Genomic DNA, 12,043 nt, shown 5'->3' on the forward strand with positions numbered 1-12,043 from the left:
TATACTCTTATGAAAATCGAGCAAGACTTAAGTTGTATTAGTTGATAGTAAAGGTGGAACTACAATTTAGTCTCGGTAGAAGTCGTTGCTAAAAAAGAGCGAGGAGGAAATATAAGCGATGTAAAAGAGAGAAACAAAGAAAGGAGTTAATAGTGAAACCGCGACTAAAAGTTGAAGGAAGAAAGAAATGAGTAGGGCAAATGGAGAAATCGCGACTAATAAGTGGAGAACTAAAGAAATGAGTAGGGTAAATGTAGAAATCACGACTAATAAGTGGAGAATTAAAGAAATGAGTAGGGCAAATAGAGAAATCGCGACTAAAAAATGGTGATCTAAAGAAATGAGTAGGGCAAATGTAGAAATCGCGACTAATAAGTGGAGAATTAAAGAAATGAGTAGGGCAAATAGAGAAATCGCGACTAAAAGTTGAGTGAAAAAAGAAATGAGTAGGGCAAATGAAGAAACCGCGACTAAAAGTTGAAGGAAGAAAGAAATGAGTAGGGTAAATGTAGAAATCGCGATTAAAAGTTGAAGGAAGAAAGAAATGAGTAGGGTAAATGTAGAAATCGTGACTAATAGTTGAGGGAAAAAAGAAATGAGTAGGGCAAAAAGAGAAACCGCGACTAATAAGTGGAGAATTAAAGAAATGAGTAGGGTAAATAGAGAAATCGCGACTAAAAATTGAAGGAAGAAAGAAATGAGTAGGGCAAATGAAGAAATCGCGACTAATAATTAAAGGAAGAAAGAAATGAGTAGGGCAAATGAAGAAATCACGACTAATAAGTAGAGAACTAAAGAAATGAGTAGCGTAAATAGGAAAACCGCGACTAAAAAAGAGGGAAAAGAAAATATAACCAATGTTAAAAGGAAAGTTGCAGATAAAGTTGCAGATTCCATAGTTAAAAAGACATCAACCACTGTACACACGAAAATAGCTTATCCTAACAATATGGTTAAGGATAAATACAAAAAATAAGCTTTGAAAAATGTCCATTGATCCCCATTTCAAGACAAAATTTTGTGAACTGTATAAGTCCTAAAATACTTGAGGTATCTTAGGACTTCACTTTTGTCATTTTTAAATTTTTGTTCAATCAAAGATGGTCTGTTTTCTTTGAAAAGCTTTTTCGACCTTCTTGCTTATTTTTTGTTTCTTCCATGTTTTTTTCATGGTTGAATGCGTTGTTATCTTTTGCTTTTTTGTCATTATCAGTTGTATGAGACATAAAATAAACTCCCTTCCATTCTTCATCTGTACACACTTAGTGTTTGAAAGAATGGAAGGAAGTATGTATAAGTGCATTAACCTTTAAGTTTATTTAAAAAGAAAATTGCAATTGTGCCGGCACCAGCATGGGATCCGACTGCTGAACCAATTGGAGAAATATAAAATTGTTCAACACCAAATTCTTTTTGAATCATCTCTTTCACTTCTAGGGCAGTGGCTTCATCATCACCATGACTAATAGCCACCATTTGTCTATCCAAGGCAACGCCTCTTTCCCTCATGATATCAATGATTCGTTTAAAGAGCTTTTTACGACCGCGATGCTTTTCAATTGGTACAAGTTTTCCATCTTCAACATTTAACAGTGGTTTAATATTGAGTAGCCCACCTACAAAGGCAGATGCTTTAGAAACTCTACCGCCCTTTGCTAAATATTCTAAATCATTAACTGTAAATAAATGTTCCATATGTTCGCAATTGAATGTTGCATTGCTAACAATTTCATCTATGGCAAGTTGCTCTTTTGCATCTTTTACAGCATTCAGTACAACTAATCCATGACCTAAGGAAGCACATTTACTATCTATGATGGTTAAGTTAAAGTCTGGGTAGGTTTCTTTTACTTGATCTAACACCATAACGGCAGTGGAATATGTTCCAGAAAGTGCGGAAGAAAAGGCTATATAGATACCATCTTCCTTGTTTTTAGCCATATTCGTAAAGATCTCTTCAAATAAAAGGGGAGAAGCTTGGGAGGTCTTAGGTACCTTACCTTCGCGAATGGCTTCATAAATATTCTTGGAATCGATCGTCAACAGGTCATCGTATTCCTCTCCATTTAAATGAACCTTCAATGGAATAAGTGTGACATCGTTTTCTTCAAAAAAACTTAACGGTAAGTCACATGCACTGTCAGCGAGAATTTTAACTGACATTATTTCACCTGCTTTCAACTTAGATGATACTAGTTTATAGAAACTTAGGAAAAAACACAATGGAATGCATTGAAAAACCTAAACTTGGGTAAAGAAAAGATAGAGAGATGATTAAGGAGGTCAATATGAATTGGATTGAAACAAGAAAAATCATCATTATTGTTGTGGGGGCAATATTAAATGCGATAGCGATGAACTTTTTCCTCATACCCGCAAATGTATATGCGAGCGGCTTTACTGGGGTAGCCCAACTTCTTTCGAGTATATTAAATGGTGCGGTTTCTACTGGCATACTTTTATTTATTTTAAATGTACCAATAGCCATCTTTGCTTGGAAGCGTGTGGGTAAACTTTTTACCTTATATAGCTTTTTAAGTGTTGTGATCACAACTGTTTCTATGGAGATTATCCCTGTCATCAGTGTATCAAAAGATATTTTGTTAAATGCTGTGTTTGGGGGAGTCATTGCAGCCGTCGGTGTCGGTATCACATTGAAATGGGGTGCTTCAACAGGCGGTATGGATATTATCGCTATGTATCTCTCGAAGGCTAAGGATCGACCAGTAGGTACATACTTTTTTTCACTAAACGCTGTTATTATTATTACAGCTGGCTTCCTTTTCGGATGGGAAAAAGCACTTTATACATTAGTGACATTATATGCATCCACACGGGTTATTGATGCGATTCATACAAGGCATGAAAAGCTTACAGCGATGATTATTACTAATAAGCAAGATGAAATGAAAAAGGCCATTCATAATAAATTGGTTAGAGGAATTACAATGATTCCTGCAAGAGGAGCATTTTCCAATGAACATCGGGAAATGCTAATGATTGTAGTATCAAGATATGAATTATTTGACTTACAAAGGACCATTCAAGAAGTAGATCCTAACGCATTCACTAATATTGTAAATACTGCCGATGTCTATGGTGTTTTTAGAAGAGATTAATGAAAGGGGGCAGTTATGCTACATTTACTGCTTAGTGCCATACTTGCGACGAATTTTCTTCCACAGCAGTCTGAAATGGAAGCAAACAACCATATGGATATTCAATTTGAGGTTCAAGCGGTTTCGGAAGAAAAATTGGTCCTTACTTTTACCGTTCATAATCAAACAAATGAATTGGTCGAATTGCAATTTAACTCTTCCCAAAAGTATGATTATGAGGTGTTGGATGAACATGGAAAAGTAATATATAGGTATTCGGATGGAAAAGCCTTTTTACAAATGATTCAAACAGAGAACCTTTCTCCGGGAGAAAAAAAGGAGTGGAAGTCTACTTGGGATTATCAAACCGCAAATGAAGGTACCTTAAACCCAGGCAGTTATAAGGTTCAGGCGAAATTTTTAGGACAGGTAATTAGGCCAGAGGGAATGGAAATAAACCACACTTCACACACCACTTTTATGTATGGTAAAGCACAGCCCTTTAACAATATGACAGTTGAGGGCAAAGATGGTATCTATCATATTAAGGGGCATTATAAGGGGCAGTTGCCGGTTATTTATTCTGTAGAAGATGGCCATTTTTTACTTATAAAAGAACAGCCTGTTCAAGTGAATAAAAATGGTGATTTTAATATTGCAGTGAAAGTGAAGGAAGAAGATTTACCAAAAAACGGTTCTCTGATCGCTTACCTTTCTGAAAAGGGAAGTAAAGGAACTCCGATTATACTGCAAAGTTTTTAAGATTGAAAAAGAGCTAACTCGAGAAAAGTTAGCTCTTTTTCCTGCGAAATTTTATATTCCACCGAGGGAAGAGTCATTTACATTCTTTAACTTTTCAGCTTCTGCCTCCGAGTATGTTGAATGGTAGGGTATACGTGCATCATGCTGAGTGACACTATCGGCACCTTGCTTAATAAAGCGCTTCGATTTATTACGTTTGCCCATTATTATCTCCCCTTAATGAAGAATATTGAAGTAGCTAATTGCTACGACATCCTTTATTTTGTACCATTTTTACTTTTTTTAAAAAGGGTAGATTTTGGATTAGTGTGTTTTTAAATTTAAATAATCATTTAAGAAGATACCAATCCCATCTTCTTCATTTGTTAAGGTCACTTCATTAGCCGCTGTTTTAACAGCGTCAATACCATTACCCATAGCCACACCAATACCAGCAAAATCAAGCATTTCTAAATCATTATCTTCATCACCGAAAGCAATCACTCGCTCTTTAGGAATATTTAAATAATCACAAGCTTGTTGAATGCCAATTGCCTTGTTTAAACCAGCCTTAACGATTTCGATAATATGGAAAGGTTCACCCCAGCTACGTTGATGAATAACTTCAGCATGCACATCATTCAAATGGCGCTGAATTTGTGTTATTTGCTCTTGGTCTGTATGAATGAGCATACTTGTTGGTGAAGCAGGCAGGAAGTTTCTTAAATCCCCTGTAGTGACTTTAGGGTTACCGAGATTAAACATATTCATCAGTTTTTCATCATGATAATGGTAATATACATCATCAAGCACTTCCGCAATAATATTATTGAACTTAAAATCTTGACTAGCATCAATAATGTCTCTTGTTACTTTCATATCAAGAGGCGTATGGCGTATTCCCCATTTTGGATTTGTTGGATGATGAATAAAGGCACCGTTAAAATTAACGATAGGTGTGGTCATTTGCATTTCCTTATAATACATTTCACTTGAACGATAAGGTCTTCCTGTAGCAATCATCACCTCATGTCCGGCTTCACGGGCTTTAAATAGGACTTCTTTTGTTTTTTGTGAGATGGTTTTATTATCCTTTAATAAAGTTCCATCTAAATCAAGAACGATTAAATGTTTTTGTGTCATAATATCTCCTTCAGTTTTTTATAGGAAAAAATCATTCATATAATAAGCATTAAAGTATGGTAAGGCGCTAATAAATGTTAAACTTGAAAGGCAGTTAATATTTTCAAGTAGTATTTATTATCTAAGTTTACACTATATTACCAATGTATACGGTCATTTGTAAAAGAAATAACCTCTTTTATAAGATGTTTACATTTTCTTATAGTTTTTAACATAGGAGGAGACATAGTGGTTATTATTGATCATCAGGAATTAAAAGGTATTCCCGCTTTGCATATCGTGAAAGATGAGTTTAAATCCCAATCGCTGCCTCTCATTTTCTTCATTCATGGTTTTACTAGTGCGAAAGAGCATAACCTACATTACGCTTACCTGCTTGCTGAAAAAGGATTTCGTGTTATATTACCAGAAGTGAATGAACATGGTGAAAGAGGTCATGGATTGCCAGAGCCTGAATTGCAATTGAAATTTTGGGATATGATTATTCAAACAATTAAAGAATTACCGGAAATAAAAGAAGAGTTAGTAGCTAAAGGGTTAGTTGATGAGAATCGTATTGGTGTGGCAGGGACTTCAATGGGTGGAATTATTACACTTGGTGCCTTAACACAATATAAATGGTTGAAGGTGGCAGTCAGTTTAATGGGCATGCCATATTATGAGAAGTTTGCTGGGATGCAAATTGAAACAATGCGGAAAAAAGTAAAGGATTTCCCATTATCAGACACTCAAGTTGAGGTTGTTCTAGATGAAATTACAAAGTATGATTTAAGTAAACAAGAGGAAGTTTTATCAGGACGTCCATTGCTATTTTGGCACGGTAAAAAAGATACGACTGTTCCATTTGCGCCAACTTATGACTTTTTTCAAACGATACAACCTTTATATAAGGACCATCCAGACAGGTTGAATTTCATTGTTGATGAAAATGCAGGACATAAGGTAAGCAGAGAAGGTTTATTAGCAACAGTTGAATGGTTTCAACGATATTTATAAGAAAAAGTGATAGTTAAACAGCTATTCCTTTTTCATTGATGACTTTTTTGTTATGATAGCTATAATATATGAAATGAGGAGTTGTGTTCGATGGACAAAGATTTAAAAGAAAGCATTATGGGCGCACTTGAACTTGTTGTTGACCCTGAATTAGGAGTAGATATCGTTAATTTAGGACTCGTCTATGATGTTACTATGGATGATGAAGGAAATACGGAAGTTGAAATGACTTTAACTTCCATGGGTTGTCCTTTAGCTGGCACAATTGTTGATCAAGTGAAAACAGCGCTTGCGGATATCCCTGAAGTAAAAAGCACGGAAGTTAATATTGTATGGAGTCCGCCATGGACAAAAGATAAAATGTCTAGATATGCAAAGATTGCATTAGGTGTACGTGATTAATTAAGGTGTAAGAAAAAACAGCAAAGCATTGCTTGCTGTTTTTTTGTATGAATGAATATTGAAATAAATAGCGCTCCTTTGCCTTAGACAGGGATAAAGCTTAAAGTAGAGATTTAGTACTCTAATTGGCATATGCCAATAGAGGATTTCATGTTATATTGGAATAAAATCATTTTACATTTTATTTATAGAAAAAGTTATCGACGTGATCGATAAGACGGAGTTGATTTACATGAAACAAACTCATATTAAGGATTCACTCAATCGGCCATTACGAGATTTACGTATATCAGTAATTGACCGTTGCAATTTTAGATGCCAATATTGTATGCCAGCAGAAATTTTCGGACCAGATTTTGTTTTTCTACCTAAGAATGAATTGTTATCTTACGAAGAAATTGAAAGATTAGCACGGATTTTTGTTGGTTTAGGTGTAGAAAAAATTAGGTTAACCGGTGGAGAACCCTTACTACGGAGAGAATTGCCTTTATTAGTGGAGAAACTATCTCAAATTGAAGGCTTAGAGGATATCGGGTTAACAACTAATGGCGTATTATTACCTAAATTTGCTACTCAATTAAAAGCCGCTGGGTTAAAACGGGTGAATATTAGCTTAGATAGTCTGAAAGATGAATTGTTCGGTGAAATTAATGGACGCAATGTCGGGACAGGTCCGGTGATAAAGGGAATACACGCAGCAAAAGAAGCGGGACTCGGTGTCAAAATTAATATGGTTGTAAAAAAAGGCTTAAACGATGAAGAAGTCCTACCAATGGCGAAGTTTTGTAAAGAACATTCACTACAGTTAAGATACATTGAGTATATGGATGTTGGTGATACAAACGGTTGGAAAATGAATGATGTGGTGACAAAGAAAGAAATTTTCCAGCAATTAAATGAACATTATGATCTTGAGCCAGTTGATCCTGACTACTTTGGCGAAGTTGCTAAAAGGTATCGCTACACTGGTACTGATATAGATGTAGGATTCATTACCTCAGTATCTGAATCTTTTTGTTCTAGTTGTACCCGCTCAAGATTATCTGCTAATGGGCAGTTATACACATGTTTATTTAATGGTGAAGGACATGATATTAAATCATTTATTCGTTCAAATGTCTCTGATGATGATATTGTCGGATATGTTACTGACATATGGAACCATCGGAATGATCGTTACTCTGATGTCAGAACAGACGAAACGAGAAAAAATCGCAAAAAACTTGAAATGTCTTATATTGGCGGATAAAGATTATTTAGGGGATGGAAACAGATGCTAGAAAAGAGGAAGCCGATTCAGGTTGCTGAAGCAGTTAAAAAAGTAATGAGTTATAAACAAAGCGGCGCCGTTGAATTTGTCTCAATTAAGGAAAGTCATGGTAGATATTTAGGAAAAGATTTAACTGCAACAAGTGATGTACCACATTTTAATCGCTCCCCATACGATGGCTTTGCAGTGAGGTCTATAGATACGAAAGAAGCTTCTTTACAAAATGAGGTCGTTTTTGAAGTAGTTGATCATATTGGAGCAGGCTACGTATCCTCAAAAAAAATAGGACCAATGCAAGCAGTACGTATTATGACGGGGGCAAAAATCCCTGATTCATGTGATTGCGTCGTTATGCTTGAGGTAGCGAGATCGTTTGAAGATGGGGACCAATCGTATATGTCTATTAAGCGTAGCTTCAACGCTGGTGACAATGTTTCTTTTCAAGGGGAAGATGCAAAGAAAGGTGAGGTACTCGTTGAAAAGGGAACGAAAATCAATCCTGGTATCCAAGCCATTCTAGCGACATTTGGGTATGCTGAAGTACCTGTAGCTAAAGGACCGGTTATTGGGTTATTTGCCACCGGAACGGAATTATTAGAAGTGGAAGAAGAACTAGAAGATGGAAAAATAAGAAATAGTAATAGTACGATGCTCATAGCGCAAATTGAACGCGTTGGTGCTGATGTGAAATATTATGGTAAACTACCAGATGATTTTGATACATGTTACGAAGCGATTGCAACTGCGATTGATGATGTAGACATTCTCATCACAACAGGTGGTGTATCTGTAGGAGACTTTGATTATCTCCCTGCGATATACGAGAAACTACAGGCGGAGGTTCTGTTTAATAAAGTCGCAATGAGACCAGGCAGTGTTACGACAGTAGCACAGATAAATGGAAAATTATTATTTGGCCTCTCTGGGAATCCTTCTGCTTGTTATGTTGGCTTCGAATTATTTGCAAGACCAATCATTCGTTATAAGTTAGGTTGCCGCTCCCCTCATTTAAGAAAAGAAACAGCGATCTTACAACAGGATTTTCCAAAAGCAAATCCATTTACAAGATTTGTTAGAGCCGATGTGTATGTCACAAATGGCTCATTGATGGTGCGACCTAGCGGTGTTGATAAATCAAATATTGTCATGAGTTTAGCAAGAGCAAATGCATTTATGGCATTGCCAGGTGGAACGAGAGGCTATGGTGTTGGAGATATTGTTGAAGTTTTTATGCTTGAAGATTTTGTGGGTAGCAATTGGCCGTGGTAACACCTAAAATTATGCAAGTGGTTGGTTATCAAAATAGTGGTAAAACGACATTCGTCACTCAACTTGTACAAGCTTTAGCAGAAAAAGACTTGAATGTCGCAACGATTAAACATCATGGCCACGGAGAACCTGATGTAGTATCAAATAAAGATAGTAGTAGACATATCGCATCAGGAGCCACTGCTACCATTGTCGAAGGTGAAGGCATGCTATTAATGCAAGCAAAAAAGCTTAATTGGACACTTGAAGAGCAGATTCAGGTACTAACTTATATGAATCCAGATGTTATTATTATTGAAGGACATAAAAAAGCAAACTATCCTAAAGTTCTTTTACTGAGGGATGAAACCGATCAAAGCCTTATTGAGCAACTGTCAAACATCAAATATATAGTGACAAAAGATGATAACAACGAAGTGGTTATAAAAGAAATAGTGAATAAACTTATACGGTAGTTCATTACATGATATTAGTACATAAGATACTCCCCTAAAGGTAGACAGGTTTTAAATAAACCTACTCTACTTGTAGGGGAGTATTTTATTATGCATTCAATTGTTTAGAAAAATGGGGATGAACGAAAGGAGTTTAAAGTTAAAAAGAACAGCAAAAAGATTTTTTAAATAAATAAATCATTTTTGGTTTAATTGGCGTATTTTCGGGTAGGGGTTTAAATAAAAGTCCGAAAAATAAGTTAAATCTAAATTTTTATTTAATTTGTTAAAAAAACTTACAAAAACCTGTTGCATTTCTTTTCAGAAATTTCTATAATAGTAGTTAAATATTTAATAAATATAAATAAAAATTTATAAATATACAAAACTAAAGGGTGACGTGATGAAAGCTTCAATTATTGGTACAACAGGATATGGTGGGGCAGAACTATTGAGAATATTAAAAAACCACCCCGAATTTGAAATCTCTTCTATACATTCCACTAGAGATAATTTAGCCATTTCTGATGAATATCCACATTTAATCGGAATCATGAACAATCAATTACAAAAGATAGAGCCTGAGAAAATTAGTGAAAGTTCAGATATTGTGTTTTTAGCAACGCCCTCTGGTGTATCAGGTGAATTAGCGGCACAATTTGTGAATAAAAATATTAAAATAGTAGATTTATCGGGAGATTTAAGGTTACCAGCATCCGAATATAAACAATGGTATAAGAAAGATCCTACTTCTGATGAGGTGATTAACCAGGCGGTATATGGATTAACTGAGTGGAATCGAGACCAAGTGAAAACTTCACACCTGATTTCGAATCCTGGTTGTTATCCGACTGCTACATTATTAGGTTTAGCTCCTGTAGTTGTTGAGCATTTAATAGAAAAAGATCAAATTATCATAGATGCCAAATCAGGCATCTCTGGTGCGGGTCGCTCTCTATCAAGGACGTCAAGTTACGCTGAGGCAAATGAGAACTTCTCGGCATATAAAGTGAATCAACATCAACATACACCTGAAATTGAACAACAATTAAAGGTGTGGAATAAGGAAATGGAAGCAATCACCTTTACCACACAGTTACTACCAATTACCAGAGGTATAATGGCTACAAGTTATGTGAAACTGAAAGAAAATTATTCGACTAAACAGTTAGTGGAATTATACGAGCATACTTACCAGCAAAGTCCGTTTGTACGTGTCAGACCAGTCGGTAATTATCCATCAGTAAAAGAGGTAGCCGGTTCTAATTATTGTGATATTGGTTTACATGTTGACGAGCGCACAGGCCGAATGACAATTATCTCTGTAATTGATAATTTAATGAAAGGGGCAGCTGGTCAGGCTGTACAAAATGCAAATTTAATGTTTGGAATGGAAGAAACGACAGGGCTGGAGATGACCCCGTTATACCCATAAGGAGGAACGACAAACAATGGAAGCAACTAAAAACAGCCTTATTACATACATACAAGACGGCTCTATTACAACACCAAAAGGTTTTAAGGCTGATGGTATTTATGCAGGGCTTAGTAAAGGGAAAAAGGATCTTGGAATGATTGTTAGTGAACAACCAGCGAGTAGTGCAGGTGTTTATACAACAAGTTCCTTTAAAGCGGCTCCTTTGTTAGTAACCCAAGAAAGTATTGTCGCCAAAGGTAAGCTTCAAGCGATTGTCGTAAATAGTGCTTGTGCAAATGCTTGTACAGGGAAGAGAGGGCTTGAAGACGCTTATAAGATGAGAAAGCTGACTGCAGAGCAATTAAATTTGACTGAGCACTTGGTCGGAGTAGCATCTACTGGAGTCATTGGCGAATTTTTAGATATGGAAAAAATCGAACAAGGGATAAAATCCATCCAACCACAAGCAACAAAAGAACATGCTAATAGTTTTGCTACAGCAATTTTAACAACTGATTTAATTGATAAGCAGACTTGCTACTCAGCTGAAATAGCGGGTGGGACGATTCATATGGCAGGAGCAGCAAAAGGGTCAGGTATGATCCACCCTAATATGGCAACAATGCTTGGTTTTGTGACAACGGATGCGCAGGTAAGTCCCGGTGATTTACAGATGGCACTTAAAGAAATCACAAACGAGACATTTAACCAGATTACAGTAGATGGAGATACATCTACAAATGATATGGTCCTTGTGATGGCAAATGGAATGAGCGAAACGGAAAGATTGAGTCCAGCTCATAAAGATTGGCCGATTTTTATAGCTTTGTTAAAACAAACATGTGAAGAGTTGGCAAAATCAATTGCTAGAGACGGCGAAGGTGCTACAAAACTTGTTGAGGTAATAGTCAAAGGTGCAATCACAAACGAAGAGGCACAAAAAGCGGCTAAACAAATTGTTGGTTCTAATTTAGTGAAGACAGCTATTCACGGAGCAGACGCTAATTGGGGGCGAATTATTGGTGCGCTTGGGCAAAGTCAAGTACAGGTTGATCCGAATAATGTAGATATTTCTATAGGCCCCATTCAAATGTTAAAAGAGAGTACTCCCGTTTCCTTTTCTGAAGAAGAAGCGAAGGCATATTTACTTGGTGAAATGGTGGAAATTCACGTTGATCTACATATTGGCGAATGCTTAGGAAAAGCTTGGGGATGCGATTTGTCGTATGATTACGTGAAAATAAATGCAAGTTATCGTTCCTAAGGAGGAATA

General features: G+C 36.2%; 15 protein-coding genes. 11 read left to right on the forward strand and 4 right to left on the reverse strand.

The features are described from left to right. Positions 1-187 precede the first annotated feature (187 nt). Together LCM23_RS15150 and LCM23_RS15155 are read left to right on the forward strand one after the other, a co-directional pair. Positions 188-331 (forward strand): hypothetical protein, encoded by a 144-nt coding sequence (locus LCM23_RS15150; RefSeq protein ID WP_224937716.1) that lies wholly within the window; start codon positions 188-190, stop codon positions 329-331. Positions 332-799: 468 nt separating this feature from the next. Further along, on the forward strand, positions 800-976 hold the full coding sequence (locus LCM23_RS15155) for a hypothetical protein (protein WP_224937717.1): 177 nt from the start codon (positions 800-802) through the stop codon (positions 974-976). 118 nt (positions 977-1,094) lie between these two features. On the opposite strand, the gene LCM23_RS15160 is transcribed toward LCM23_RS15155, so the two are convergent. Next, a complete protein-coding gene (locus LCM23_RS15160) occupies positions 1,095-1,226 on the reverse strand; it encodes a DUF3941 domain-containing protein (RefSeq protein WP_095369838.1) in 132 nt (43 codons plus the stop codon). A 76-nt stretch (positions 1,227-1,302) separates the two neighbouring features. Continuing rightward, a complete protein-coding gene (locus tag LCM23_RS15165; protein WP_224937718.1) occupies positions 1,303-2,163 on the reverse strand; it encodes a DegV family protein in 861 nt (286 codons plus the stop codon). 125 nt (positions 2,164-2,288) lie between these two features. On the opposite strand from LCM23_RS15165, the gene LCM23_RS15170 reads away from it, so the two are divergent. Both LCM23_RS15170 and LCM23_RS15175 read left to right on the forward strand, forming a co-directional pair. After that, positions 2,289-3,119 carry a YitT family protein gene (locus LCM23_RS15170; RefSeq protein ID WP_224937719.1) on the forward strand — a complete coding sequence of 277 codons (831 nt, stop codon included), beginning with the start codon at positions 2,289-2,291 and terminating at the stop codon, positions 3,117-3,119. 15 nt (positions 3,120-3,134) lie between these two features. Continuing rightward, positions 3,135-3,860, forward strand: a complete 726-nt coding sequence (locus LCM23_RS15175) for a BsuPI-related putative proteinase inhibitor (protein WP_224937720.1) — start codon at positions 3,135-3,137, stop codon at positions 3,858-3,860. Between the two features lie 51 nt (positions 3,861-3,911). Here LCM23_RS15175 and LCM23_RS15180 read toward each other — a convergent pair whose 3' ends face one another. Both LCM23_RS15180 and LCM23_RS15185 read right to left on the reverse strand, forming a co-directional pair. Next, positions 3,912-4,064 (reverse strand): hypothetical protein, encoded by a 153-nt coding sequence (locus LCM23_RS15180; RefSeq protein WP_191814850.1) that lies wholly within the window; start codon positions 4,062-4,064, stop codon positions 3,912-3,914. A 99-nt stretch (positions 4,065-4,163) separates the two neighbouring features. After that, positions 4,164-4,982, reverse strand: a complete 819-nt coding sequence (locus LCM23_RS15185) for a Cof-type HAD-IIB family hydrolase (RefSeq protein WP_095369834.1) — start codon at positions 4,980-4,982, stop codon at positions 4,164-4,166. A gap of 228 nt (positions 4,983-5,210) precedes the next feature. On the opposite strand from LCM23_RS15185, the gene LCM23_RS15190 reads away from it, so the two are divergent. The 7 genes from LCM23_RS15190 (at position 5,211) to argJ (ending at position 12,034) form a co-directional block, all read left to right on the forward strand. Continuing rightward, positions 5,211-5,978, forward strand: a complete 768-nt coding sequence (locus tag LCM23_RS15190) for a prolyl oligopeptidase family serine peptidase (RefSeq protein ID WP_224937721.1) — start codon at positions 5,211-5,213, stop codon at positions 5,976-5,978. 90 nt (positions 5,979-6,068) lie between these two features. Then, positions 6,069-6,380, forward strand: a complete 312-nt coding sequence (locus LCM23_RS15195) for a metal-sulfur cluster assembly factor (RefSeq protein ID WP_095369832.1) — start codon at positions 6,069-6,071, stop codon at positions 6,378-6,380. Between the two features lie 232 nt (positions 6,381-6,612). After that, the gene (moaA, locus tag LCM23_RS15200) at positions 6,613-7,629 is read left to right on the forward strand and encodes a GTP 3',8-cyclase MoaA (RefSeq protein WP_224937722.1); all 1,017 of its coding nucleotides are present in this window, start codon (positions 6,613-6,615) and stop codon (positions 7,627-7,629) included. Positions 7,630-7,653: 24 nt separating this feature from the next. Further along, positions 7,654-8,919, forward strand: coding sequence for a molybdopterin molybdotransferase MoeA (locus LCM23_RS15205; RefSeq protein WP_224937723.1), 1,266 nt, complete (start codon positions 7,654-7,656; stop codon positions 8,917-8,919). Then, complete coding sequence (gene mobB, locus LCM23_RS15210; RefSeq protein ID WP_224937904.1) at positions 8,913-9,374, forward strand: molybdopterin-guanine dinucleotide biosynthesis protein B; 462 nt, start codon at positions 8,913-8,915, stop codon at positions 9,372-9,374. Before LCM23_RS15205 ends, mobB begins: the two co-directional genes overlap by 7 nt. A gap of 382 nt (positions 9,375-9,756) precedes the next feature. Then, positions 9,757-10,788: an N-acetyl-gamma-glutamyl-phosphate reductase gene (argC, locus tag LCM23_RS15215; RefSeq protein WP_224937724.1), complete on the forward strand. Its 1,032-nt coding sequence runs from the start codon at positions 9,757-9,759 to the stop codon at positions 10,786-10,788. Positions 10,789-10,804: 16 nt separating this feature from the next. Continuing rightward, positions 10,805-12,034, forward strand: a complete 1,230-nt coding sequence (gene argJ / locus LCM23_RS15220; RefSeq protein WP_224937725.1) for a bifunctional ornithine acetyltransferase/N-acetylglutamate synthase — start codon at positions 10,805-10,807, stop codon at positions 12,032-12,034. Positions 12,035-12,043: the final 9 nt, after the last annotated feature.

This window comes from Cytobacillus kochii, assembly GCF_020171845.1.
GTDB classification, from domain to species: domain Bacteria; phylum Bacillota; class Bacilli; order Bacillales; family Cytobacillaceae; genus Cytobacillus; species Cytobacillus kochii.